The organism is Kribbella sp. ALI-6-A (assembly GCF_001984195.1).
Lineage (GTDB): Bacteria > Actinomycetota > Actinomycetes > Propionibacteriales > Kribbellaceae > Kribbella.
The window spans coordinates 1,296,419-1,319,891 of sequence record NZ_MTQN01000012.1 but is presented as its reverse complement, the minus strand read 5'-3'; the positions used below and the strand labels follow the sequence as shown (position 1 = coordinate 1,319,891).

The 23,473-nt window shown below is 70.5% G+C and carries 23 protein-coding genes; 7 read left to right on the top strand and 16 right to left on the bottom strand.

The window, feature by feature from the left end:
• Positions 1 to 81 precede the first annotated feature (81 nt).
• The gene (locus tag BWI15_RS32760; protein WP_077018376.1) at positions 82 to 1,419 is read left to right on the top strand and encodes an MFS transporter; all 1,338 of its coding nucleotides are present in this window, start codon (positions 82 to 84) and stop codon (positions 1,417 to 1,419) included.
• Here BWI15_RS32760 and BWI15_RS32755 read toward each other — a convergent pair.
• From BWI15_RS32755 to BWI15_RS32740, 4 genes are read right to left on the bottom strand one after another with little or no spacing between them, the layout of a single operon-like run.
• Positions 1,327 to 2,742 carry an ABC transporter permease gene (locus BWI15_RS32755; RefSeq protein ID WP_237771558.1) on the bottom strand — a complete coding sequence of 472 codons (1,416 nt, stop codon included), beginning with the start codon at positions 2,740 to 2,742 and terminating at the stop codon, positions 1,327 to 1,329. The genes BWI15_RS32760 and BWI15_RS32755 overlap by 93 nt on opposite strands.
• Entirely contained in the window at positions 2,739 to 3,458 is a 720-nt protein-coding gene (locus tag BWI15_RS32750; RefSeq protein WP_077018375.1) for an ABC transporter ATP-binding protein, read from the bottom strand. The genes BWI15_RS32755 and BWI15_RS32750 overlap by 4 nt, the downstream gene beginning before the upstream one ends.
• Positions 3,455 to 4,753, bottom strand: a complete 1,299-nt coding sequence (locus BWI15_RS32745) for a peptidoglycan-binding protein (RefSeq protein ID WP_077018374.1) — start codon at positions 4,751 to 4,753, stop codon at positions 3,455 to 3,457. The genes BWI15_RS32750 and BWI15_RS32745 overlap by 4 nt, the downstream gene beginning before the upstream one ends.
• Positions 4,750 to 5,796, bottom strand: a complete 1,047-nt coding sequence (locus BWI15_RS32740) for a hypothetical protein (RefSeq protein WP_077018373.1) — start codon at positions 5,794 to 5,796, stop codon at positions 4,750 to 4,752. The genes BWI15_RS32745 and BWI15_RS32740 overlap by 4 nt, the downstream gene beginning before the upstream one ends.
• Before the next feature lie 112 nt (positions 5,797 to 5,908).
• Here BWI15_RS32740 and BWI15_RS32735 point away from each other — a divergent pair, with 112 nt between their 5' ends.
• Genes BWI15_RS32735 through BWI15_RS39100 form a run of 3 tightly spaced genes read left to right on the top strand, consistent with a single transcriptional unit; the run spans position 5,909 to position 9,140 of the window.
• On the top strand, positions 5,909 to 6,619 hold the full coding sequence (locus tag BWI15_RS32735; protein ID WP_077018372.1) for a response regulator transcription factor: 711 nt from the start codon (positions 5,909 to 5,911) through the stop codon (positions 6,617 to 6,619).
• On the top strand, positions 6,609 to 8,504 hold the full coding sequence (locus BWI15_RS32730) for a sensor histidine kinase (RefSeq protein ID WP_077018371.1): 1,896 nt from the start codon (positions 6,609 to 6,611) through the stop codon (positions 8,502 to 8,504). Before BWI15_RS32735 ends, BWI15_RS32730 begins: the two co-directional genes overlap by 11 nt.
• A 3-nt stretch (positions 8,505 to 8,507) precedes the next feature.
• Positions 8,508 to 9,140, top strand: a complete 633-nt coding sequence (locus BWI15_RS39100) for a hypothetical protein (RefSeq protein ID WP_077018370.1) — start codon at positions 8,508 to 8,510, stop codon at positions 9,138 to 9,140.
• Here BWI15_RS39100 and BWI15_RS32720 read toward each other — a convergent pair.
• Genes BWI15_RS32720 through BWI15_RS32695 form a run of 6 tightly spaced genes read right to left on the bottom strand, consistent with a single transcriptional unit; the run spans position 9,121 to position 14,622 of the window.
• Positions 9,121 to 10,077: an LLM class F420-dependent oxidoreductase gene (locus BWI15_RS32720; RefSeq protein WP_143466052.1), complete on the bottom strand. Its 957-nt coding sequence runs from the start codon at positions 10,075 to 10,077 to the stop codon at positions 9,121 to 9,123. The genes BWI15_RS39100 and BWI15_RS32720 overlap by 20 nt on opposite strands.
• A complete protein-coding gene (locus BWI15_RS32715) occupies positions 10,077 to 10,826 on the bottom strand; it encodes an SDR family oxidoreductase (RefSeq protein ID WP_077018369.1) in 750 nt (249 codons plus the stop codon). Before BWI15_RS32715 ends, BWI15_RS32720 begins: the two co-directional genes overlap by 1 nt.
• 7 nt (positions 10,827 to 10,833) lie before the next feature.
• Complete coding sequence (locus BWI15_RS32710; RefSeq protein WP_077018368.1) at positions 10,834 to 11,514, bottom strand: histidine phosphatase family protein; 681 nt, start codon at positions 11,512 to 11,514, stop codon at positions 10,834 to 10,836.
• Positions 11,515 to 12,576: a phosphotransferase family protein gene (locus tag BWI15_RS32705; protein ID WP_077018367.1), complete on the bottom strand. Its 1,062-nt coding sequence runs from the start codon at positions 12,574 to 12,576 to the stop codon at positions 11,515 to 11,517. It lies immediately after the preceding gene.
• Positions 12,566 to 13,396, bottom strand: coding sequence for an SDR family NAD(P)-dependent oxidoreductase (locus BWI15_RS32700; RefSeq protein ID WP_077018366.1), 831 nt, complete (start codon positions 13,394 to 13,396; stop codon positions 12,566 to 12,568). Before BWI15_RS32700 ends, BWI15_RS32705 begins: the two co-directional genes overlap by 11 nt.
• A complete protein-coding gene (locus BWI15_RS32695; RefSeq protein WP_077018365.1) occupies positions 13,393 to 14,622 on the bottom strand; it encodes an acyl-CoA dehydrogenase family protein in 1,230 nt (409 codons plus the stop codon). Before BWI15_RS32695 ends, BWI15_RS32700 begins: the two co-directional genes overlap by 4 nt.
• A gap of 57 nt (positions 14,623 to 14,679) precedes the next feature.
• On the opposite strand from BWI15_RS32695, the gene BWI15_RS32690 reads away from it, so the two are divergent.
• Positions 14,680 to 15,309, top strand: a complete 630-nt coding sequence (locus BWI15_RS32690) for a TetR/AcrR family transcriptional regulator (RefSeq protein WP_077018364.1) — start codon at positions 14,680 to 14,682, stop codon at positions 15,307 to 15,309.
• On the opposite strand, the gene BWI15_RS32685 is transcribed toward BWI15_RS32690, so the two are convergent.
• Positions 15,293 to 16,303 carry a LacI family DNA-binding transcriptional regulator gene (locus tag BWI15_RS32685; RefSeq protein ID WP_077018363.1) on the bottom strand — a complete coding sequence of 337 codons (1,011 nt, stop codon included), beginning with the start codon at positions 16,301 to 16,303 and terminating at the stop codon, positions 15,293 to 15,295. The genes BWI15_RS32690 and BWI15_RS32685 overlap by 17 nt on opposite strands.
• 135 nt (positions 16,304 to 16,438) lie before the next feature.
• Between BWI15_RS32685 and BWI15_RS32680 the strand changes: the two genes are divergently transcribed.
• On the top strand, positions 16,439 to 18,361 hold the full coding sequence (locus BWI15_RS32680) for a discoidin domain-containing protein (protein ID WP_077018362.1): 1,923 nt from the start codon (positions 16,439 to 16,441) through the stop codon (positions 18,359 to 18,361).
• Between the two features lie 36 nt (positions 18,362 to 18,397).
• Here the strand turns inward: BWI15_RS32680 and BWI15_RS32675 are convergent, their stop codons facing one another.
• Together BWI15_RS32675 and BWI15_RS32670 are read right to left on the bottom strand one after the other, a co-directional pair.
• A complete protein-coding gene (locus tag BWI15_RS32675; protein WP_083751144.1) occupies positions 18,398 to 19,663 on the bottom strand; it encodes an amidase in 1,266 nt (421 codons plus the stop codon).
• An 8-nt stretch (positions 19,664 to 19,671) separates the two neighbouring features.
• A complete protein-coding gene (locus BWI15_RS32670; RefSeq protein ID WP_083751143.1) occupies positions 19,672 to 20,052 on the bottom strand; it encodes a VOC family protein in 381 nt (126 codons plus the stop codon).
• A 132-nt stretch (positions 20,053 to 20,184) separates the two neighbouring features.
• On the opposite strand from BWI15_RS32670, the gene BWI15_RS32665 reads away from it, so the two are divergent.
• Positions 20,185 to 20,634 (top strand): GNAT family N-acetyltransferase, encoded by a 450-nt coding sequence (locus tag BWI15_RS32665; RefSeq protein ID WP_077018360.1) that lies wholly within the window; start codon positions 20,185 to 20,187, stop codon positions 20,632 to 20,634.
• Here BWI15_RS32665 and BWI15_RS32660 read toward each other — a convergent pair.
• The 3 genes from BWI15_RS32660 to BWI15_RS32650 are packed head-to-tail and all read right to left on the bottom strand — an operon-like array spanning position 20,627 to position 23,454.
• Positions 20,627 to 22,063, bottom strand: a complete 1,437-nt coding sequence (locus tag BWI15_RS32660) for an ATP-binding protein (protein WP_077018359.1) — start codon at positions 22,061 to 22,063, stop codon at positions 20,627 to 20,629. The two genes, BWI15_RS32665 and BWI15_RS32660, sit on opposite strands and share 8 nt — an antisense overlap.
• Positions 22,064 to 22,110: 47 nt before the next feature.
• A complete protein-coding gene (locus BWI15_RS32655) occupies positions 22,111 to 22,725 on the bottom strand; it encodes a YgjV family protein (RefSeq protein ID WP_077018358.1) in 615 nt (204 codons plus the stop codon).
• A gap of 60 nt (positions 22,726 to 22,785) precedes the next feature.
• Positions 22,786 to 23,454 (bottom strand): hypothetical protein, encoded by a 669-nt coding sequence (locus BWI15_RS32650; RefSeq protein ID WP_237771557.1) that lies wholly within the window; start codon positions 23,452 to 23,454, stop codon positions 22,786 to 22,788.
• Positions 23,455 to 23,473: the final 19 nt, after the last annotated feature.

The window sequence follows — 23,473 nt, the reverse complement described above, 5'->3', positions numbered from 1 at the left end:
CTTCCTGTGAGGTCAGTGGCTCGAGTGTCCCAAGAGCAGAGGTCCACCGGCGGCGAAAATCATTGTGGCTACAGTGCAGGCGTGCAGTTCATCCGGGATCTGGGCAGGCTGCTGCGGCGGGGTGACTTCCGGCGGCTGTTCGCCGTCCGGCTCAGCTCGCAGTTCGGCGACGGCGTGTTCCAGGTCGCGCTCGCGGCGTACGTGCTGTTCTCGCCCGAGCGGGCGCCGGACGCGGCCGCGATCGCGGGGCTGTTCGCCGTCGCCCTGCTGCCGTACTCGGTGCTCGGGCCGTTCACCGGCGTGCTGCTCGACCGGTGGTCGCGGCGGCAGATCCTCTTCGGTGCCAACGTCACCCGCGCCGTCCTGGTGCTGGTCGTCGCGGCGATCGTTGCTATCGGCAACGCTGGTCTCCCGTTCTACCTGGCTGTGCTGCTCACCCTCGGGGTGAACCGGTTCCTGCTCTCCGGCCTGTCTGCGGGGTTGCCGCACGTCGTCGACGCCGACGAACTGGTGATGGCCAACGCGGTCACGCCGACGTCGGGCACCGCCGCCTTCCTCGTCGGCGGCGGCGCCGGCGCGGGTGTGAAACTGCTGTCCGACTCCGATCTCGCCGTTCTCGGTACGACGTCCGCCGTCTACCTGGTCGCGGCCCTGCTCGCACTGCGTCTCGGCCGGCGGCAGCTCGGGCCCGACCTCACCGGCGACGAACCCGGTGTGGCCGAGGCGATCCGCGGGATCGCGAAGGGTCTCGTGGACGGCGGCCGGCATCTGCGCGCACGCCGTCAGGCCGCGCTCGGCCTGGCCGCGATCGGGTCGCTGCGGTTCTTCTTCGGCCTGATCACGGTCGCGATGATCCTGCTCTACCGCAACGAGTTCTACGGCCCGGACCAGCTCGACCAGGCGTTCGGCGCGCTCGCGCTGGCCACCGGCGCGGTCGGAGCGGGTCTTTTCCTCGCCGCGCTGGTCACTCCCTGGGCGACCCGGGCGCTGACGCTGCGGCGCTGGATCACGGTCCTGTTCGTGGCCGCCGCCGTCATCACCGCGTTCCCCGGCGGCCTCTACACCCAGCCGGCGGTGGTCGTCGCCGGGTTCCTCACCGGCTTCTGCGCCCAGGGCGTGAAGATCAGTGTCGACACCCTGGTCCAGACGCAGGTCGACGACGTCTACCGCGGCCGGGTGTTCTCGCTGTACGACATGATCTTCAACGTCGGGCAGGTCTCGGCGGCCGCGCTCGGCGCGCTGATCCTGCCCGACGACGGGAAGTCGTACCCGGTGCTCGCGTTCATCGTGCTCGGGTTCGCGGTGAGTGCCGTGGTCTACGCGCGGCTAAGTGCCCCGCAGCGCGGTGATCGGCTGGATGGCCGAGGCTTTCCAGGCCGGGTAGGTGCCGGCGAGCAGCCCGATCAGGGCGCCCAGTAGGGGCGAGCCGACCGCGAGACCGGTGTCGAGGATCGGCGTCCAGTCCCGGAACCACGACACCCCGATCGTGAGCAGCACGCCGACCGCCGTACCGAGCAGGCCGCCGAGGAACCCGACGATCACGCTCTCGACCAGGAACTGCACGGCGACGTGTCGTCGCGCGGCGCCGAGCGCCCGGCGCAGGCCGATCTCGGAGACGCGTTCGAGCACCGAGAGCAGCGTGACGTTCGCGATGCCGAGGCCGCCGACCAGCAGGGCGACCGCGCCGAGCAGCAGGAACAGGGCGTTCAGGTCGGACTCGACGCCCTTGCGGACACCGCCCTGGACCGGCGGGGCGTCGACCTTGAGCGCGCTCGGGTTGTTCGGGTCGATCGCGACCGGCGCCTGACCAGCGATCAGCTGAGCCGCTCCGACCTGGGTCCTGATCTCCAGCGCGTCCGGCGCCTCCAGCTCGTACGCCGTCTTGGCCGCGCCGTTCGGCATGATCACGCCGTCCAGCAGCTCGGCCCGGCCGGAGACGCCGTCCAGGATGCCGATCACCGTGTAGGCCTGGTCGCCGATGAACACGGCCGGCTGCGAGTCGACCCGGTTGATGCCGAGCTTCTCGGCGGCATGCTTGCCCAGGACAACAACTCGGTCGGTCCGGGTGTCGTGGCCGGCGTCGAAGAACCGCCCGGTCCGCAGTTGCGCACGCACCGCGTCGAACAGCCCGGCGGACCCGGCCATCACCTGCAGCGCGTAGCCGTCCTTCTGTCCACCGATCCCCGCGACACTCCGCACGCGGTCGTCGCCGACGTCCAGCAGACTGAAGGTCCCGGCAGCATCGACGCCGTTCAGCCGCTTGATCCGCTCCGGCGCGTCCCAGGGCAACTGCGTCGCCGCCTCGCCTTCGGCCTTGTCGTCCGGCTGGACGACGACCCGCGTGGCCGCGGCGAGGTCGAACCGCTGCGTGATCTGCCCGGCCGCGGTCTGCCCGAGCCCGACCGTCCCGACCAGCGCGGCGATCCCGAGCACGGTCCCGAGCGTGGTCAGCACCAACCGGGTCGGCCGGGCCGAAACCCCGGCCAACGCCTCGTCGAGCAGATCCCGCACAGCGGGTCCGCGGTTCACCCGCCTCCGGCGTGGACCGCGACGCGGGCCGGAGCTGCCCGGCGGATCATCGGCGGCGCGCCGGCGCGGACGCCAGGCGGCGAGGCGGCCGATCAGCCCGCCCGTCAGGAGCCGGCTGCGGGCCGACCAGGTCGGCCGGGCCGAGACCGGCGGAGTGCCGCCGGACGTGGACGGCTCGCCGGCGGGATCCGGGGAGCCGGTTCTGGGGGTCACCACTGGAGGGTCCCGTCGACGATGCGGACCTGGCGCTGGGCCCGGCGGCTGACGTGGTCGTCGTGGGTGATGACGGCCAGCGTCATGCCCTCGGCGTGCAGCTCGTCGAAGACCTCGAGGATCGCTTCCGCGTTGGCGCTGTCGAGATTGCCCGTCGGCTCGTCGGCCAGCAGCAGGCTCGGCTCGGCGACCAGCGCGCGGGCGATCGCGACGCGTTGCCGCTCACCACCCGACAGGGTCCGCGGTCCGAACTCCATCCGGTGCGCCAGCCCGACCCGCTCCAGCGCGACCCGGGCACGCGCCATCCGCTCGCGCCGCGGCACCCCGACGTACACCATCGAGAGCGCGACGTTCTCCAGCACCGTCCGGTGGTCGAGCAGGTGGAACGACTGGAAGACGAACCCGATCCGCTCCCCCCGCAGTACGGCGCGCCGCCGCTCGCGCAGGCTGGACGTGTCCACCCCGTCGAGCCGGTAGACGCCGTCGCTGGGGTTGTCGAGCAGCCCGAGCAGGTGCAGCAGCGTCGACTTGCCGGACCCGGACGGGCCGACGATCGACAGGTACTCCCCCTCCCGAATGGTCAGGTCGATGCCCTTGATCGCGCGCACCTCCGGCGGCCCGGGAAAAAACCGGCGGACGCCGATCATCTCCACCACCGGAGCCGGCAGCGCGACAGCCGTTGCCACACCGCCCAGACGCGCTGCGTCCGTCGTCATGTGCCCACCACCACTTGGTCGCCTTCGGTCAACTTGGCGTCGCCGGTCGCGGTGACCTCGGCGAACCCGTCCGCCGACAGCCCGACCTTGACCGGCACCAGCTCGACCTTGCCGTCGCGCAGCACCTCGACCCGCGACGAGCCGTCCGACCCCGCGGACAGCGCGGCGACCGGGACGGCGAGCACCTTGCCCTTGGTGCTCTTCACCGGGATCGTGACCCGGACGTTCGCCTCGCGCAGCCGTTCCAGCTGGGCGGCGGTCAGCGACTTCGGCGCGACCACGACGTCGTACTGGTCGGCGTTGCGGGTGATCCGCCGGACGGTCGCCGCGATGATCGTGCCGTCGCCGAGGTCGAAGCTCGCGGCCATGCCGGTCTTCAGCTGCTCCTTGGTCTGCGCGTCCACCTTGACGGTGACCACGAGCGAGGCGCCGCTGACCGACATCACCACGCCGTTGACGACACCGCCGCGCTCGACCTTGACGTCGTCGACGCGGCGGGGCAGCGACTTCACGAACACCACCTCGGAGACCGGCAACGGCGTACCGGCCTTGAACTCGGCCTCGTCGAGCTCGTCCTGCGCGTCGTTCAGGTTCTCGGTGGCGTCGTCCACCTGGCCCTGCTCGACGGTGAAGTCCTTCTTGCCCGGGGTCGCCTTGGCCTGCTTGAGCGCGGCCTTCGCCTGCCGCAGCGCGTTTTTCGCCTGGTCGACCGCCTTGTCGGCACCGTCGACCGCCTGAATCAGCTGCTCGTCGGCCTCCGGCGGCTCGTAGCCGGCCGCCTCGTAGAGCTGCTCGACCGCGGACGCCGTCCCGCCGTCGTACTTCGAGTCGACCGTGCCCGGGTCGAAGCCGAGCCGGTTCAGCGTCTGCTCCAGCTGGAGCACGTCCGGCCCGCGGCTGCCCGGGCTGAGCGACCGGTACATCGGCAGGACTCCGGCCAAGCCGATCACCGGTCGCCCGGCGATCTCCAGCAGCACCTTGCCCTCCTTGATCGACGACCCGACGGCCGGCACCTTGCCGGTCACCACCGCGGGCGTCTTGAGCCCGCTCGTCTCGACCCGGACGTTCACCGCGCCGTCGAACGACGTGTCACCACGGCTGACCACCTTGCTCGACAACGCCTTCTTCTCCACCGGCACGGTGATCTGGGACGCCTTCGGCGGCGCGGTCTTCGCGGCCGCGTCCTCCGGCGACTGGATCCGGCTGCCGGCCGCCACGCCGACCCCGAGCGACATCGCCGCCACCGTGGACACGCCGATCAGGACCCGCCGCCGCGACTTGGGTGACGCGTTCACCGCTCGGCCATCGTGTCGCGATACTGCTCGAGCTCGGCCTTGTGCTGCTCGACGAACTCCTTCTCGTGCTCGGTGCTCGCCTGCTTGTACGGCGCGTCGTAGGTCTTGGCCTTGCAGCCCTGGTCGGCCTTGGCCAGCTCGATCTCGGTCTTGCGCAGGTCGGCCAGCTTGGCCGCGTCGACCTTGTCCAGCGACGGAGCGGCGATCACGACCGACGGGCCGTCCTTCGTCGGCTTCTTCGTGCCGGTCAGCTCGTCCAGCTTGCTCGAGATCTGGTTGCGCGGGTCGTCGACCTTCGTGAACCCGGCGTGCCCGGCGTCGGCCATGCAGTCCGACCAGGCGCTGGTGGCCTCGACCACCCGCTGGTCGCTGTCGATCCGCTTGCGCAGCGCCTCCAGGTCCTTGAACAACGACTCGAACTTGCTGAAGTCGGCCAGCTTGTCCTCGGACTTGCCGTAGACCTCCTCGCCGGCCTTGCCACGGCAGCCCAGATCCTTGAGCGCCGGCCGCTTGCCGTCGGCCGGAGCGGCCTGGATCGCGCCGCCATTGGTTGCCAGCTCGCCGTTCAGGGCCTTGTCGTAGGCCTTCTGCGCGGTCGGCGAGAGCGCGCTGCGGATCTTGGCGTTCGGATCGGTGTCCTCGTCCGGCTTCGACCAGTCGATCGTGCTGATGCCGTAGCCGTACTGCTCGGCGAACTTGTCCGGCGGCAGGTCGAAGGCGTCGTTGAACTTGGACTTCGGGTTGGCCTCCGGCGGCACCGCGACGTACTCGAAACCGGCGGCCTTCATGCAGGCCGCGGTGGCGTCCTCCATCTTGCGCTGCTTGGCGAGCTGCTCCTCGCTCGACTCCGGGCCGCCGACGGCTCGGGTCGCCCGCATCATCCCGCCGTTGCCGCTGCTGAAGCCCTCGCCCATGTACTCCGCGAGCGGGCTCTTGTCGTCGTTCTCGACCGGCTTCTCGTCCGCACCCGGGGAGTTGACCGCTCCACAACCGGCCAGGGCCAGGACCGCGATCAGCGACAGTGCTTTGCGTGAGTTCTTCATGGCAGTGAGCGTGGCGGGGCGGCGGTGAAGAACCTGTGAAGGACCGATCAGCACCTGATGCTCTCAGCCGATCTTCATCGGATTCTCATGAAGATCAGTCATCGTCAGTGACATGCCAGCCCGGATTCTTGTCGCCGAGGACGACCGGAAGCAGGCGGAGCTGATCCGGCGCTACCTCGAGCGCGAGGGTCACCTGACGGTCGTGGTGCACGACGGGCGGGCGGCCATCGACGAGGCGCGCCGGCGCAGCCCCGACCTGCTGGTGCTCGACGTGATGATGCCGAAGGTCGACGGCCTGGACGTCTGCCGGGTGTTGCGCGCCGGCCAGGGCGAGGGCGCCGACGTGCCGATCATCATGCTGACCGCACGCTCGACCGAGGACGACCTGCTGCTCGGCCTCGATCTCGGCGCCGACGACTACCTGACCAAGCCGTACAACCCGCGCGAGCTGGTCGCCCGGGTGCGGACCGTGCTACGGCGGACGCGGATCCGGTCCGAGGGCGAGGTGTACCGGGTCGGTGATCTGGAGATCGACCCGGCCCGCCACGAGGTCCGGCTGGCCGGCGAGCTGATCGAGGCGACGCCGGCGGAGTTCAAGATCCTGGCCTGCCTGGCGGCGTCGCCGGGCCGGGCGTTCTCCCGGCAGCAGTTGCTGGAGCACGCCTTCGGCTTCGACCACTACGTGTTCGACCGGACGATCGACGTGCATGTGATGAACCTGCGCAAGAAGATCGAGGCCGCGCCGGGCAACCCGAAGTACCTGCGCACCGTGTACGGCGTGGGCTACAAGCTGGCCGACAAGGTGGTCTCCGATGCGTCGTAGTGTGCTGATCCGGTTCCTCGGCCTGTCGCTGGCGGTCGCGCTCGGCGCGGTGATCGCGACCGCGGTGATCGCCACCTACAGCACGTCCGAGCAGCTGCAGGGCGAGATCGACACGAACATCTCCCAGCTGGAGGTGGACACCCGCATCTTCGCCGACCTCAGCGACTACGCGAGCGACCACGCGTCCTGGAGCGGCGTCGACCCGCTGGTCAACCAGCTGGCCGACCAGACCGGGCGACGGGTCGCGCTGACCGCGCCCGACGGCTCGGTGATCGCGGACTCGGCCGAGCTGCTCGGTGCCGCGCCGGACCTACCATCGGTGCCGGCGGCAACGATCAACGCCCGGGAGCAGGGCGGCGCCGCGTTGCTCCGGACCCAGGCGGTGGCCGGCGTCTCGGTCCGGTCCACTACGGTCAGCAAACCGGTGGACCCCCTGCCCGTCGGCCTCGGCCGGTACAAGGCCTGGGGCCTGACCGACGAGGAGATCCACGAGCGCGAGCAGCTCGCCGAGCAGGCGGCCGAGTGCTACCGCGCCCAGGGCAAGAACGTGACCGTGACCGGCGGTGGCGGCCTGGCGCCGCAGCTGATGGTCGAGAAGAGCCGGACGCCGGACGGCGTGGCCGTGCTGGCGTTCGCACCGGGCGAGGCCGCCACGACCGACCCGTGCCTGCCACCAGGACTGTACGCGCCGAGCGCCAAAGCCCTTCAGGTCAACGCGGACGAGGTCCGGCGGGCCGAGAGCTGCCTGCGGGCGGCCGGCGAGCCGTACAAGCTGACCAAGCAGGACGGGCTGGGAACGGTCCTACCGCCGGGCGACGTACCGCTGACAAAACAATTCGCCGAGTGTGCGACGAACGCGCGGGCCGAGGCGCTCGCGCCGTACGTCGCTCCGGAGGCGCGGCTCTACCTCGGGTCGAAGAGCACGTTCAACGTGTTCTCCACCGAAGGACTCCTGCGTACGGCGGCGACGGCGCTCGGCGTACTACTGATCGCGGCGCTGGTGATGGTGTTCGCCGGACGCCGCCTGGTGCGGCCGATCCTCGCGCTCACCGGGGCCGCGCAGCGAATGACGAACGGCGATCACGCGGCCCGCGTCCCGGTCTCGGGCAAGGACGAGGTGGCCCGGCTCGGGCACGCGTTCAACGCGATGGCCGAGTCGATCCAGCAGCACGACCACCAGCGCAAGGCGATGGTCAGCGACGTCGCGCACGAGCTGCGCACTCCGCTGGCCAACATCAAGGGCTACCTGGTCGCCTCCGAGGACGGTGTCGTACCGCTCGATCGTGAGCTGGTCACCTCACTGCTGGAGGAGACCGGTCTGCTCGAGCGCCTGGTCGCCGACCTGCAGGACCTCGCGCTGGCCGACGCCGGCATGCTCCGGATGCACCCGGCGCCGCGCGATCTGTCCGAGCTGGCCGGTCAGGTCGTCGGAGCGCATCGCCCGGCCGCGGAGGCCGCGGGCGTCACGCTGACCGCGGCCACCGACGGGCCCACGCCGGCGGTCGTCGACAGCGCCCGGATCCGCCAAGCCCTCGGCAACCTGGTCTCCAACGCGATCCGCTTCACCCCCGACGGCGGCCGCGTCGTCGTCGGCGTGCGCCGCTCCGGCGACGACTACCTGCTCACCGTCACCGACAACGGCACGGGCATCGCCGCCGAGCACCTGCCCCACCTGTTCGACCGCTTCTACCGGGTCGAGCACTCCCGCTCGCGTGCCACGGGCGGCAGCGGCCTCGGCCTGGCCATCACCAAGCACCTCGTCGAAGCCCACCAGGGCACGATCACCGCCACCAGCCGGCCGGGCGACGGATCCACGTTCACCATCCGCCTGCCCGCCCGTCCACCCGAAGGACCTTCCGCTGACCGGGAGTCGCTGCGACACTGAGCCGTGAGCTACCCGCCGCCTCCGCCGCCGCTGCACTACACCCCGTACGGCGGGCCGCCGAAGAAGAACCGGGCCGGGCTGATCATCGCGCTGCTGATCGGCGTGGTGGTCGCGTGTGTGGGCGCGGCGGGCTACATCGCCTACGACCTGGTCAGTGATCGCGGGAACGCGCCGAAGGCAACCGAGCGGACCGACGGCATGCCGGTCAGCACGCCCTCCGCGAAGCCGACGCCGGTCAAGCCGAAGCCGACGGCGACCAAGCCGGTGGCCAAGCCGACGGCCAGGCCGACGGCCAGGCCGACGGCCAAGCCCACGACGGCCAGGCCGCCCGCGCCGGTGACGAAGCCGGCGCAGGCCGCGGCGCTGACCAAGACGTTCGTGGCGCATCTGAACGCCAACCGTCCCGCGGCCGCCGGCGCGCTGGCCTGCGTGGACACCAAGACCTTCGTGCCGTCACTGATCGGCAGAATGATCGGCCCACCGTCGCACCTGGTGGTCGCCCGGCAGTCCGGGTCCGAGCCCACGCTCGTCTACCACCTCAGCGGCACGACCAAGGGGAAGCAGGCTTTCGGTGTGGTCCTCGTCGACACCAGCGCGGCGCCCTGCGTCAGGGTGATCAACGTGGGGACGTCCTAGCCAGCGCCCGGGCGGTGTCGAGCAGGTCGGCGCCGGTGGGCAGCGTGGCGATGATCGGCGTGTCCAGGCCGTTGTCGACGTACGCCTGGATCTTGGCGCGGCAGTCGTCGGCCGAGCCGTGCACCACCAGGTCGTCGATCACCTGCACCGGTACGGCGGCCATCGCGGCGTTCCGGTCACCGGCGGCCCAGGCCGAGCGCATCGGAGCGAGCAGCTCGGCGCGCCCGAGCCAGTCGTGGAAGGCCGAATAGCCGGGCACGGTCAGGTACGTCGCGATCAGGAACCGGCCGATGTTGCGGGCCATCTCGGCGTCCTCGGTGACGCAGACGAAGATCCTCGCCGCCAGCTCCTTGGCGTCGCCGAGCTCGGCCCGCACCTGCTTGACGTCCTCGGCCGACAACCAGTTGGTGATCGCGCCGTCCGCCTCGCGCCGAGCCAGTCGCAGCATCTGCGGCCGCAGGGCCGCCAGCATGATCGCGGGCGGTACGTCGGGCGCCTTCTCCAGCCGGAACCGCTTGATCGTGAAGCTCTCGAACTCGCCGTCCACCTTCTCGCCGGCGAACGCCTGCCGCAGGAATCGCAGGACGTCGCGGGTCCGCGCCAGCGGCGGGTCGTAGGCGATCCCGTTCCACCCGGTCACGATGGTCTCCGAGGACGCCCCGATGCCGAGCACGAACCGCCCGGGCGCGAGATCGGCCAGCGCCGCCGCGCTCATCGCCAGCGCGGCCGGCCCGCGCGTGTGCACCGGTACGACGGCCGTCCCGAGCCGCAACTGCTCGTCCCACTGCGACGCCAGCACCAGCGGCGTGAACGCGTCCGCGCCGGCCACCTCCGCGGACCACAGGTCGGTGTACCCCAGCGAGGCCAGCTCGCCGACCAGCGCCTTGTGCTCGCGCAGCGGCACTCCGGTCAACGGAACGGTCAGTCCCCAACGCATCAGATCAACCTCTTCAGCAGCGGTAGCGGCGCGAACTTCATCACCCTTGCCAACGGCACCCACGGCCAGGTTGGCACGTAGGCGCGGGTTTTCTCCGCCTCGATCGCGGCCACCATCGCGCGCACGCCGACCTCGGTGCCCACGATCAACGGCGTCTTCGCGACGTGCTCGTTGAGCTCGGAGTGGATGTAGCCGGGGAAGATCGCGCTGACCTTGATCGGCTTGCCGAGCAGCTCCAGCTGCAGCCCCTCGGCCAGCGACCCGATCGCGGCCTTGGTGGCGGCGTACGTGGTGACCGCCTTGGGCAAGCCGCGGACTCCGGCGACCGACGACACCAGCACCAGGTGGCCGGCGTTGCGGGCGCGGAACAGCTCCATCGCCGCCTCGGCCTGGGCGAGAGCGGCGACGAAGTTGGTCTGGGCGGTCTGCAGGTTCGCGTCGAACCTGCCGGTGCCCAGCGGCGCGCCCTTGCCGATCCCGGCGTTGACGACGATCCGGTCCAGCCCACCGGGCAGCTCGGTGTCGATCGTGCGGAAGGTCGCGAACACCGCGTCGTGGTCGGTGACGTCGAGCCGGTGCGTGACCACCGTGATGCCGGGATGGGCGGCCAGCAACGCCTCCCGCAGCTCGACCAGCCGGTCCTCGCGCCGGGCGGTCAGCGCGAGGTTGCGGCCCTTCGCCGCGAACTGCCGGGCCATCTCCGCGCCGAGGCCGGAGCTCGCGCCGGTGATCAGGATGTTGCGTCGCATCGCCGCCCTATCTGTAGGTCAGTTCGTCGGTGCCGTCGAGGTGACCGTGCTCGTTGTAGCTGACCACGGTCAACCCGCTGCGGCCGGTGACGAGCTTGGTGATCGCGGTGTTGATCGTGACCGGGTTCAGGCGCAACCACAGGTCGTCCCCGCCGGACCACAGCCGCCCGGCCACCGCCGCGATCGGGCCGCCGGACGTGAACACCAGCGCTGTCTCGCCCTTACCCACCCGTTCGGCCGTACGCCGTACCGCCGACTCGGAGCGATCGCAGAAGGCGCTGAAGCTCTCGGTGTACCCGTCGCCGCCCAGTGTCCAGCGCTCGGTCGCGGCCGCGAACATCTCCTGGAACGCCCGCGCCGGATGCCCGATCCGGGCCAGGTCGGCCAGCAGCACCGCCCGCCGCTTGTACGCCGGCTTGTGCGCGACGATCACCTGATCGTGGTCGAACTCGTTGAACCCCTCGTCCACCTCGACGTCGGCCGGCAGCCCAGCGGCAGCCAGGGCGAGCGCCGCCGTCCGGTGATGCCGCTGCATCGCACCCGTGACGACGACATCGGGCTTCACGCCGCGGTCGGCCAGGGCTTCGCCGAGCCGGACGGCCTGTCGCTCGCCGAGCGGCGAGAGCCGGTCGTAGTCGCTCTTGCCGAACGACGCCTGCGCGTGCCGGATCAGGTAGATGGCGCCCATTCAGGCCTTCCGGATGAGGTGTCGGCAACGGCGTTCGAGCAGGTTGACCGGGAGCCAGAGGTTCTTGAACCGCGGGTTCCGGGTCTGGTGGTGGTGATAGCGGTAGTAGATCTGCTGGGCGATCACCGCGAGCCGGAACAGACCGAACACCTCGTAGAAGACCCAGTCGCCCCGGTCCAGGCCGGTCCGGTCACAGTAGTAGCGAACGATCTCGTCGCGGCCGATCATGCCCGGCGCGTCCGAGGGCTGCAGCCGGAACCGCCGGAACGCCCAGTCGTCGTCGGCCTGCACCCAATACGCGAGAGCACTGCCGAGATCCATCAGCGGGTCGCCGATCGTGGCCAGCTCCCAGTCCAGTACGCCGGCCACCCGCAGCGGGTCATCGGGATCGAGCACGACGTTGTCGAGCCGGAAGTCGTTGTGGATCACGCAGGTCCCGACGTCGGCCGGACGGTTCGCCTCCAGCCAGGCCATCACCTTCTCGGCGCCCGGCACGTTCCAGGTCTTCGCCTTGCGGTAGCGCTCCGACCAGCCGTGCACCTGGCGCTCGACGTAGCCGTCACCGCGGCCGAGATCGGCGAGGCCGGCCGCCTCGGGATCGACCCGGTGCAGGGCGATCAGCGTGTCGACCAAGGTGAAGCCGAGCTGCCGGGTCTGCTCGGGCGTCAGGTCCACGCCGAGCTCGGACCGGCGCGGGATCGTGCCGGCGATCCGGTGCATCACGTAGAAGTCCGAGCCGAGCACGTCCGGATCGGTGCAGTGGGCAACCATCTTCGGTACGTACGGGAACACCGGCGCGAGCCCGGCCTGGATCCGGTACTCGCGGCCCATATCGTGCGCGCTCTTCGCCTTGGTGCCGGCCGGTGGGCGGCGCAGGATCAGGTCGCGATCGGCGTACCGGAGCAGGTAGGTCAAGTTGGACGCGCCGCCGGAGAACTGGCGCACCTCCGGCAGTCCGGCCGGCAACTCAGTGTGCGTGCGCAACCAGGTGTCGACGGCAGGCACGTCGAAGGAGTCCTCGTCGCGGACGGCGCGAGCTCCCTCGACCGCGTCAGCGGCCACTACCGGTCTCCGCCGACGGCACCTGGTCTCCGCTCGCCGGGGTTTCCTCCGCGCGCCGGCGGGCGCGGGCGGCGATCTTGCGCATCTGCCGGTCGTACAGGGGCCGGGCGAACCGCTTGGTCCGGTACGCCAGCAGGGCCGGGCGATCCGGGATGATCAGGAACTGCCTCTTCTTGATCCCGGCGAGCACCGCCACCGCGATGTCGTCCGCGGTCCGCGGCGACTTCTCGATCAGCCGTCGCGCCGCTTCGCCCATCGCGGTGTCCGCGCCCTGCAGCGAGTCGGCCAGGTTGGTCTTGAAGAACGACGGGCAGACCACCGACACGCTCACGTCGTACGGGTGCAACTCGTGCGAGAGCGTCTCGGACAGCGCGACCACGGCGGCCTTGACCGTGTTGTACGAACTCATCATCGGCGGGTGGACGAGCCCGGCCGCGGACGCGGTGTTCACGATCTGGCCGGAGCGCTGCCGCTTGAACAGCGGAGTGAAGGCCCGGCAGCCGCGGACCACGCCCATCAGGTTGATGTCGACGACCCGGTCCCACTCGGCCAGCGTCTCGACGTCGATCCGGCCGCCGGTGGCGATCCCGGCGTTGTTCACCAGGATGTCCAGCCCGCCCCAGGTCTGCTCGACCCACTCGACCGTCGCGTCCCAGTCCTCGACACTGCGTACGTTGAGCTGCCGGTACGTCGCGCCGGCCGGCGGCGTCATCTCGTCCGCCACGTCGGTGCTCAGGACTTGGTGGCCCTCAGCAACGAACCGCTCGACCAGGGCCAGCCCGAGCCCGCTCGCTCCACCGGTGACCAGGACCCTGCTCATTCGGACTCCTTGTACTTGGCCAGTTCGATCCGCGCGACCACTCCACGGTGCACCTCGTCGGGCCCATCCGCCAGCCGGAGCGCGCGGGCAGCGGTCCAGGCCGCGGCCAGCGGGAAGTCGTCGGACAGTCCGCCACCACCGTGCAACTGGATCGCCATGTCGATCACGTCCTGCGCCATCCGGGGTACGGCGACCTTGATCTGGCTGACCTCGCTGAGCGCGCCGGCCAGTCCCTGGGTATCGAGCAGGTGCGCGGTCTGCAGGACGAGCAGCCGCGCCTGGTTGATCGCGATCCGCGCGTCGGCGATGCGCTCGCGGTTGCCGCCGAGGTTGACCAGCGGTTTGCCGAACGCCGTCCTGCTCATGCCACGGCGTACGGCGAGCTCGAGCGCGTGCTCGGCCAGGCCGATCAGCCGCATGCAGTGGTGCACCCGGCCCGGACCGAGCCGGCCCTGGGCGATCTCGAAGGCGCGGCCGGGGCCGACCAGGATGTTGGCCGCGGGGACCCGGACGTCGGTGAAGGAGACCTCGCCGTGGCCGTGCGGTTCGTCGTACCGGTGCATGGCGGGCAGCAGGCGCTCGACCTTCACGCCGGGGGTGTCCCGCGGGACCAGAACCATCGTGTGGCGGGCGTAGCGGTGCGCGTCGGGGTCGGTCAGGCCCATGAAGATCAGCAGTTCGCAGTCGGGGTGACCGACACCGGTGCTCCACCACTTGCGGCCGTTGATCACCACCTCGTCGCCGTCCGGGACGGCGGTCGCGGCCATGTTCGTGGCGTCGGAGGAGGCGACGTCCGGCTCGGTCATGCAGAACGCCGACCGGATCGTGCCGTCGAGCAGCGGTTCCAGCCAGCGCTTCTTCTGCTCGGCGGTGCCGTAGCGCAGCAGGACCTCCATGTTGCCGGTGTCCGGGGCGTTGCAGTTGAACACGTACGGCGCGAGGAAGGACCGGCCGGTCAGCTCGGCGATGGGTGCGTAGTCGAGATTGCTGAGGCCTTGGCCGTACTGCTCGTTGCCCGGCTCGGCCGGTGGCAGGAACAGGTTCCACAGTCCCTGCGCGCGGGCTTTGGCCTGCAGTTCCTTGAACACCGGCTGCGGCTGCCACGGATCGGCGGCGGCCTTCGTCGCCGCGTGCAACTCGGCCTCGACCGGCTCGATCTCGGTCCGCAGGAAGCGGTCGACCTGCTCGATCAGCTCCGACGCCCTGGCGGACGGTTCGAACCCCATCACCACTCCTCGTGCTGGACGATCGACGGTTCTTGACCGTAGCGCAGGTTCTAAGCAATGCTCAATAGCGTGGGTGTCGAGGGCGGATCCGAGGCGGCGGCAGCGCCGGCGCGGCGACGGCTGAGCGCGGACGACCGGCGCAAACAGCTGGTCGGAATCGGCCTGACGATGCTGCGCACCCAGCCGATCCACGACCTCTCGATCGACGCCGTGGCCGCGGAGGCAGGGATCTCCCGGGGGCTGCTGTTCCACTACTTCCCGACCAAGCGGGACTTCTACGTCGCGGTGATGCGCGCGGCCGGGCGCCGGCTCCTGCGGGTCACCACACCCGACGCGTCGCTGCCCCCTGAGGACCAACTGCGGCAGATGCTGCTCGCCTTCGTCGCCTTCGTCGCCCGGCGGCGCGACTCCTACATCTCCTTCGTCCGCGGCGCCGCCGGCGGTGACGTCTTCGTCGTCGAGGTCTACGCCGAGACCCGCGCGGCCCTGACTGCCCGGGTGCTCACCCTGCTCGACCAGCCCACGGAGGACCAGCCCGGCTCACCACTTCGCCTCACCGTGCACGCGTGGCTCGCGTACGTGGAGGATCTGGCCATCGAGTGGTCAGGCCTCCCGGCGGCCGAGCGACCGTACTCCGCGGAAGAGTTGGTGGACCAGTCGCTGGCGGGACTCAACTCTCTTCGGTAGCAGGGCCGGTGGATTCGCGGACGACCAGTTCCGTGGCGAGTTCGACGTGCAAAGCTTCGACCTCGTGGTGGTCGAGCAGGCGGATCAGCAGGCTGACGGCCATTCGGCCCATCTCCTGCAGGGGTTGGCGGACGGTGGTGAGCATGGGTGAGGTGGCTCGGCTCAGGTCGATGTCGTCGAAGCCCGCGATCGACAGGTCGTGCGGGACTCGTAGGCCGCGCTGCGCGGCGGCTTGCAGTGCGCCGACGGCTGCCTTGTCGTTGAACGCGACGAGTGCGGTCGGGCGGTGTGGAAGATCGAGCAGTTCGCCCGCGGCCCGGTAGCCCTCGTCGATGGTCGGTTCGACGTACCGGATCAGTGAGGGGTCGGGGAGGGATCCGGCGTCGGCGAGTGCCGCGGCGTGGCCGCTCAGTCGGGCGTCGCTGGCCAGCCATTCGCGCGGGCCCGCGATGACGCCGATCCGGCGGTGGCCGAGCTCGGTGAGATGCGCGCCGACCTGGCGGGCGCCGGAGAAGTGGGCGGCCGAGACGGAGGCGATGTCCCGGGGTAGCGGGGTGCGCGGATCGACGACCACGAACGGGAAGCGGCGCTCGCGCAGGCGGACCAGGTCGTCCGCCGACTCCGGGGGAAGGATGAGGATCGCCCCGCCGACACCTGGCCGGTTGCCGAGCGTCGCGTCGGCTGCGACGGCTTGGCCGGCGTTCAGGATCAGTTGGCGGGCGTGGCGGTCGAGGGACTCGGCGATCGAGGAGACGATCAGGCCGAAGTAGTCGGTCAGCAGGTACGGGCAGCGTACGTAGACCGCGCCCGCCGCCGGCTTCGGCGTACCGCCGCGGGGGCCTGGTGCGGCCGTGCCGAGCCGCTGGACCGCTTGTTCGACCAGCTCGCGCGTGCGCGGCGAGACGTTGCCCGCCTGGTTGAGCACCCGCGAGACGGTCGCGATCGAGACCCCGGTCTCCGCCGCGACGTCCCGGACGGTGACCCGCCTAGGCATTTGTTACACGGCTTTGTTTCACATCCGGACTCTATCTCCAGTCTTGACAGCTGGCCAGAGCGAGCGTTTTCTGTCCCCACGCGCGTTGTTCTTTGTTTCATTTGTTACATCCCGCCCGATGTAAGGAGCCCGTCCATGAGAAGGCACACGCTGGGCGCCGCCGTCACGGCCACCGCCCTGCTGGCGACCGGCCTGGTCCCGTCGGCCGAGGCGACCGGCGACGGTCGTGGCGGTGGATCGACCACCCAGGCCCGCGTCTGGGTGACCACCCCCGACCGCGCCGAACTGCTGCACGAGCGGGCGCCGGTCGCGTTCGCCCAGGGCTCGAGCCGGCAGACGACGATCACCGTCGACCCCGGTACGACGTACCAGACCATCGACGGCTTCGGCGCCTCGATCACCGACTCCTCGGCCGCCGTGCTCTACCAACTGTCGACCGCGGACCGCGAGAAGACGATGCGCAAGTTGTTCGACCCGAAGCAGGGCATCGGCGTCAGCTTCCTGCGCCAGGTCGTCGGCTCGTCCGACTTCACCGCCCAGACCGAGCACTACACGTACGACGACATGCCCGCCGGCCAGACCGACTTTGGCCTGCGGCACTTCAGCATCGCGCACGAGCACAAGCAGATCCTGCCGTTGCTGCGCCGGGCCAAGCAGCTCAACCCGGAACTCAAGGTGATGGCGACGCCGTGGAGTCCGCCGGCCTGGATGAAGACCGGCGACTCGCTCGTCGGCGGCCGGCTGAAGGACGACCCGGCGATCTACAACGCCTACGCGCGCTACCTGGTGAAGTTCGTCAAGGCGTACACCGCGGCCGGCGTACCGGTCGACTTCCTCTCGATCCAGAACGAGCCGCAGAACCGGACGCCGAGCGGCTACCCCGGCACCGACCTGCCGGTCCGCCAGGCGGCCGCGGTGATCGAGCAGCTCGGCCCGATGCTGCGCGTGGCCAGCCCGCGGACGAAGATCCTCGGCTACGACCACAACTGGACCACCCACCCGGGCGACGTCGCCAACACCCCGCCCGGTGAGGATCCCGAGACCGACTACCCCTACCAGCTGCTCAGCTCGCCGGCGGCGCGCTGGATCGCCGGTACGGCGTACCACTGCTACTCCGGTACGCCCGCGGCCCAGTCGGCGCTGCGGCAGGCGTTCCCGGACAAGGGGATCTGGTTCACCGAGTGCTCCGGCTCGCACGGACCGAACGACACCCCGCCGCAGATCTTCCGCGGCACGCTCACCTGGCACGCCCGCACGCTGATGCTCGGCACCACCCGGAACTGGGCGAAGTCGGTGGTCAACTGGAACATCGCGCTGAACGCCGACGGTGGTCCGCACAACGGCGGCTGCGACACCTGCACCGGTCTGGTCACCCGGCACCCGGACGGCTCGGTCAGCACCGACGCGGAGTACTACACGATCGGCCACCTGTCGAAGTTCGTGAAGCCCGGCGCGCAGCGGATCGCCTCCACGTCGTACGGGACGACCGGATGGAACGGGCAGCTGATGTCGTCCGCGTTCCGCAACCGGGACGGGTCGACGGCGCTGCTCGTGCACAACGAGAACGACGAGCCGCGCAGCTTCGCGGTCGCGGTCGGCGATCAGTCCTTCGAGTACACGCTGCCCGGTGGCGCGATCGGGACGTTCGTCTGGGCGCGGGAGCTTCCGTCGTCGTACAAGCCGGTGCCGCTTGCCGGGGCGATGGCCTCGGTCGGGGCGGAGCTGGCTCCGCTGGCGATCGACGCGGACGGTTCGACGCTGTGGCAGAGCAAGCAGGCGCTGACCTCCGGGCAGTACGTGCAGGTCGATCTCGGCACCGCGCGCACCGTCCGCCGGGTCGCGCTCGACAGCGGTGGCAACCTCGGGGACTACCCGGGCACTTGGCAACTGTCCTACAGCAACGACGGTACGACGTGGCGGCCGCTGAAGACCGGCACGTCCGACGGTCAGCTCACGAACGTCGACGTCACACCGACGCGGGCCCGCTACCTGCGGATCACCTCGACGAGTGCGAGCGACCACTGGTGGACCTTGGCCGACGTCCGGGTCTACAGCTGACGGACCGGTCGGCCCCCACTGCCCTGGGGGCCGGCCTCAGCCCTTCGCGGCCGCCAGCCGACCGGCGATCCAGCCGGCTGTGGCGGCCGCGGTTTCGTTGTCCTTGGCAATCACTTGCAGACCGACCGGCAGGCCGCGGACCGGCAACGGCAGGGTGATCGCGGGAAATCCGGTGAGGTTGGCCAGGCGTGTGTTGCGCATCAGCTGGGCCCGGACGGCGGTCGATCCGCTCAGGTCCGCCACGGCCGAGATGGGCGGCGCGACGAGCGGGACGGTCGGCAGCACGACGGCGTCGTGGCGATCCAGCACAGCCTTCACCTGGGCGCGGATCGTTTCGGTGTCCCGGCGGGCCTGGACGTACCGCCAGGCAGGGACTTCGGCCGCCTCCTTCAGGCGGAGCTGAACGTCGGGCTGGTACGTGTCGGTGCTGCGCCCGGCATGGTTCGCGACCGCCTCCGGGCCCTGCAGGTCGATCGCGGTCCGGGTGATGTCGTCGGGAAGGCTGACCGGCTCGGTCGTCGCTCCGGCCGTCTGCAACCGCCCGAGCCCGGCCGACCAGGCCTCGGCGACCTCGGCGTCGTACTCGCTCCGGCCGGCCACGATGCCGAGCCGCGGCGGCGCCGCCAACGGTGCCGTGGGCATCGAGTTCGTCAGCGCGGCCAGGGCGTAGGCGGCATCGGCGACGGTCTCGGTCAGAACGCCGACATGGTCGAGGCTCTGCGCGAGCGGGAACACCCCGTCGGTCGGCAACGTCCCGTACGCCGGCTTGAAGCCGACCACTCCGCACAGCGCTGCCGGGATTCGCACCGAGCCGGCCGTGTCGGTCCCGATCGCGAGCGGGACGACGCCGGCCGCGACAGCCGCTCCCGCGCCCGAACTGGAACCGCCGGTCATCCGCTCGGGGTCGTGCGGGTTGCGGCACGGGCCGGCGCGGTTCGACGTACCGGTGCAGCCGTAAGCGAATTCGTGCGAGTGACTGAGGCCGATCACGATCGCTCCCGCGGCGTGCAGCCGGCGAACGACGTCGGCGTCGTGCCGGCCGAGCTCGTCCATCGCCGCCGAGCCGCAGCGGTACGGAAGCCCCTCGACCTCGATGATCTCCTTCACCAGCACCGGGACGCCGGCCAACGGTCCTTTCCGGTCGTGCCAGGCCGCGGCGGCGCGGGCGCCGTTCTCGTCCAGGTGAACGACGGCGTTCAGCGCGGCCGCGGCGCGCGCCCGCGAGAGCGCCTCCTCAACCAGCTCGGCCGGTTCGAGCTGACCGGAACGGACGTGGGCAGCGATCTCCTCGAGCGAAAGCACCCGGCCAATCAGAGCATGCCGGCCGCCGTTCTGCCACGGCTGGTGAGCCTCAGGTAGTAACCATCGGCATCGAACAGGCGAAAGTCACGCAGTCCCCACTCCTGCGTCCGCGGCTCGCTCTCGACCGGCCACCCACTGGCGACGACCCGCGCGTATTCCGCATCCAGGTCGTCCACCTCGAGCACGAGCTCGGTTCCGGCCGGCACTCGCCGGGACGCCGGGTCGACCACCTCCGGCCGCTCGCCGATCCCGATCCGTGCCGTCCCCCGGCCCATCCACAGGTAGCCCGGCCGGCGGTTCAGCTCCTCGAAGCCGAGCACCCGGCGGTAGAACTCACCGGCCGCCTCCAGGTCCCACGCGAACACCTCGACCCGCAACGTCATCACCATGCCGAGGATCCTGGGCGCTCAAGCTCGCTTGAGGTCAAGGCGGACCGGAGCACCTCGACCTCACACCCACCCGTCGATGCCCGAGAGTTTCCGGAAACAACCCCGTCACGCCTACTTGCTAGCGTCCGCCGCATGATCGACGGCGCAGTTCTCCACCCGGTCGAGTCCACCGATCCGGCCCTGCTCGCCCTCACGACAGCCCAGCAGTCAGAGCTGGCCGCGCTCTACGGCGACGACCAGCCCCTGGTCACCCCGCACTCCGACACGTCCTTCACCCTGCTGCTCGTCGACAACACCCCCGTCGGCTGCATCGGCCTCCAGCCGGTCACCGCCGACACCGGCGAGATCAAACGCCTGTACATCGAACCGTCCTCCCGCGGCTGGGGCCTGTCCCGCCTGCTGCTCACCCACCTGGAAACCCAGGCCCGCGCGCAAGGCCTGACCACCCTGCGCCTCGAAACCGGCCCCGAACAGCACGCCGCCATTGCCCTCTACACCCGCCACGGCTACCACCCGATCCCCGCCTACCCACCCTTCGAACACGAACCCGCCTCGCTCTGCTTCGCCAAACACCTCAGTTGAGCGGGCGGTAGAGCTCGTCGAGGCCGATGGTGAGCACTGCGGGATCCAGGTCGGGTTCGAAGCCGGCGCCGCTGTAGCAAGCGAGGACCGTGCCGCTGGTGTCGTAGTCCTTAGAGAGCAACTCCCGGGCGCGTTCCAGGCGAGCGATGTGACGGCGGCCCATCACCTCGCCCCACTTGGCCTCACCGAGCGACAGGATTCGCCGTCGCTCTCCCGGCTGGGCCGGCGCGAGCACGACGACGTCGATCTCGATCTGGGACCGCCGGGAGCGATCGGCGACCACGCCCGCGCCGATCTCGCCCGGCAGGTCGCCGTACAGGTCGGGTGGTGCGGTGATCGCGTACTCGCGACAGAGCTGCTCGAAGTGTGGCCCGACGACCTGGGAGGCGAACCGCTGCCGGGCCGCCGACCAGACGTTCTCCGCGCGTCCGCTCTCCAGCAGACCCCACTGCGGGCGCATCACCACCTGGTAGAAGACGACCAGCGGCTCGGCCACCTGGTACACCGACCGGCCGGACCGGAAGAGATCCTGCTGCCGTCGGAGCAGCCCGCTGTCTTCCAGCACCAGCAGGTGATGACCGATGTCGGTTGCCTTCCGGCCGATGTAGTTGGCGATCCCACCCCGAGTGCCGTTGCCGTTGGCCACTGCTGCGAGCACGGAGTGGTAGAGGGCGGTGTCCCGGACGTCGGTCTCCTCCTCCAGCAGGTAGCGCGCCTCGCGGAAGAGCGGACTGGCCGGACTGAGCACGGTCCGCAGCAGCCAGTCGTCGAAGGTGTCCACCGACTGCGGACTGTCCTCGTCGACGAACCGCCGGTACGCCGGAGTGCCGCCGACGACCGAGTGCAGCAGGACCGCGAGCCGCGGATCCCCCACCTGCCAGAACTCGGCGGCGAGCAGGTGGTCGAACGGCTTGACGATCAACTCGAGGTTCGCCCGGCCGCGCAGCGGCGCCGTACCGGACAGCAGTCCGCCCATCACGGACATCGCCGACCCGCAGAGCAGCAGTTGCGTCGCGCGGCCCGCCGGCACGGCCCGGTCGAACTCCCGTTGCAGGATCGACGGCAGCGACGGCGACATCTTGCTCAGGTACGGGAACTCGTCGATCACCAGCGGACCGGTCGACGGCGGTAGCGCGAACAGGAACCGGACGGCGTCGTCCCAGCCGTCGAACCTCGGCGGGGAGGTGGCTCCAGTGTGTGCGGCGAGCGCAGCGGCGAACAGCGACAGCGACTCCGTCTCGGTCGCCTGCGTCGCTCCGAAGTAGAGCCCACCGGCCTGCTCGGCCAGGGCCTGGAGCAGGAACGTCTTGCCTTGCCGGCGACGGCCACTGACCACGCCCAGCCGCGGACGCTCAGGCGCTCCTGCGGCGAACCGCGCCAGATGCTGCCACTCGGCGTCGCGCGCGAAGATCCAGGAAGGCTTCTGCATGATATAGAAGTGTACTTATTATAAATGCAGTTCTACAACCTGCACATTCACACCAGGTCGAGCACCAGGTCCGCGCCCACGCGGTGGAAGCCGAGTTTGTTCAGGTAGGAGGCGGACTCGCGCATTCGGCGGGGAGCCAGGACCTGGCGGAAGCCGTGGTCGGTGAAGACGTCGCTGCGGCGGTAGACGAACTCGCCAGGGGTGAAGTCGCGGTACTCGGGCAGGACGTAGTCGAGGTCGATCTGGGCGCGGCCCTGGCCCGCGTCGTGGGCGAGGACGACGCCGACGGTGCGTTCGCCGCGCTGGACCAGGAAGGCGTACGGGCCGGTGGCGGTGGTGAAGCCGGGGTTGAAGCGGGCGATGTCCTTGGCGTGGGCGTCCAGCACGTGCCGCAGGTAGGTGTCGTCGGAGCCGACCTGCAGGACGGCGTACTCGGCGATGTCGTGGCGGTGCCGGAGCAGGCGGTAGAGCTGGACGACGTTGATCACCGCGAGCACCGCGTTCATGCCGACCATCGGCCAGACGCCGATCGCCAGGTTGAACGCGACCAGGACCACGCAGCCGACCAGGTTCAGCAGGCGCAGGCGCAGGATCCGGGTCTGCAGCAACGACACGACCACCAGGGCCGATCCGCCCCAGCCGATGATGCTCCAGAAGTCCACGGCCAGAGAGTAGACCAGCGATTCGTCTGGACTGCTGTTTGTTCCACGTGGAACGGTCGATCAGGTGTCGGTTCCGCCGTCGCGGTTCTTCTCGAAGCCGGTGAGCGGAACGTAGCTCGTCCACGGACCGAGCGCGAAGTACCCCTGCCCGTACGGCGTGACCGCGTCGCCGGCCTGCCAGTACGGCACCCGCCTGAGGCGGTACCGGACGTACCGCACCTCCGGATCGTCGCCGGCTCGCACGCGCGCGGCGTCCTGTGCACACGCCGGCACGGTCCGGGTCCCGTACTTCGGCTGGGTCCACACCACGTCGGTGGTCGACGGTCCGTGCTGCGGGTTGAAGAAGCACGGCACCCGCCGTTCGGGAATCGGCTCCCCCGCCACCCGGGCCTGGACGCAGACGATCGCGTACCGCCCGGTCGCCAGCGCGTCGGTCACCGCGCTGATCCCCTCCGCGGACCGGATTCCCTTGACCGCGCGCTGCGCCGCTTCGTAGGCGTCGAGCGCCACCTGGAAGTCGACCTGCGCGTCGGCGTCCAGCTCCCGGCCGGTCACCCGGGCGTCGAGCCGGCGCAGCTCCTCGCCGAGCAACGTGATGTCCTCGTTGGCCAGCCGGCGGATCTGGTCGAGCTCCTCGGCGTCGGTACGCCGCGCGGTGCGCCGGTCCCACACGTAGCGGCCCAGCAGCGCGACTCCACCACCACCCAGCGCGGCCAGCAACCACTCCATCCACAGAAGTTAACCCCCT

Excerpts from the sequence above, each read along its gene's own strand:
- BWI15_RS32685 (WP_077018363.1), bottom strand. The coding sequence starts at position 16,303 with ATGCCTAGGCGGGTCACCGTCCGGGACGTCGCGGCGGAGACCGGGGTC.
- BWI15_RS32670 (WP_083751143.1), bottom strand. The coding sequence starts at position 20,052 with ATGGTGATGACGTTGCGGGTCGAGGTGTTCGCGTGGGACCTGGAGGCG.
- BWI15_RS32735 (WP_077018372.1), top strand. The coding sequence starts at position 5,909 with ATGCCAGCCCGGATTCTTGTCGCCGAGGACGACCGGAAGCAGGCGGAG.
- BWI15_RS32710 (WP_077018368.1), bottom strand. The coding sequence starts at position 11,514 with ATGGGCGCCATCTACCTGATCCGGCACGCGCAGGCGTCGTTCGGCAAG.
- BWI15_RS32750 (WP_077018375.1), bottom strand. The coding sequence starts at position 3,458 with ATGACGACGGACGCAGCGCGTCTGGGCGGTGTGGCAACGGCTGTCGCG.
- BWI15_RS32660 (WP_077018359.1), bottom strand. The coding sequence starts at position 22,063 with ATGCAGAAGCCTTCCTGGATCTTCGCGCGCGACGCCGAGTGGCAGCAT.
- BWI15_RS32695 (WP_077018365.1), bottom strand. The coding sequence starts at position 14,622 with ATGGGGTTCGAACCGTCCGCCAGGGCGTCGGAGCTGATCGAGCAGGTC.
- BWI15_RS32690 (WP_077018364.1), top strand. The coding sequence starts at position 14,680 with ATGCTCAATAGCGTGGGTGTCGAGGGCGGATCCGAGGCGGCGGCAGCG.
- BWI15_RS32650 (WP_237771557.1), bottom strand. The coding sequence starts at position 23,454 with ATGGAGTGGTTGCTGGCCGCGCTGGGTGGTGGTGGAGTCGCGCTGCTG.
- BWI15_RS32720 (WP_143466052.1), bottom strand. The coding sequence starts at position 10,077 with ATGCGTTGGGGACTGACCGTTCCGTTGACCGGAGTGCCGCTGCGCGAG.
- BWI15_RS32680 (WP_077018362.1), top strand. The coding sequence starts at position 16,439 with ATGAGAAGGCACACGCTGGGCGCCGCCGTCACGGCCACCGCCCTGCTG.
- BWI15_RS32730 (WP_077018371.1), top strand. The coding sequence starts at position 6,609 with ATGCGTCGTAGTGTGCTGATCCGGTTCCTCGGCCTGTCGCTGGCGGTC.
- BWI15_RS32715 (WP_077018369.1), bottom strand. The coding sequence starts at position 10,826 with ATGCGACGCAACATCCTGATCACCGGCGCGAGCTCCGGCCTCGGCGCG.
- BWI15_RS32700 (WP_077018366.1), bottom strand. The coding sequence starts at position 13,396 with ATGAGCAGGGTCCTGGTCACCGGTGGAGCGAGCGGGCTCGGGCTGGCC.
- BWI15_RS32740 (WP_077018373.1), bottom strand. The coding sequence starts at position 5,796 with ATGAAGAACTCACGCAAAGCACTGTCGCTGATCGCGGTCCTGGCCCTG.
- BWI15_RS32665 (WP_077018360.1), top strand. The coding sequence starts at position 20,185 with ATGATCGACGGCGCAGTTCTCCACCCGGTCGAGTCCACCGATCCGGCC.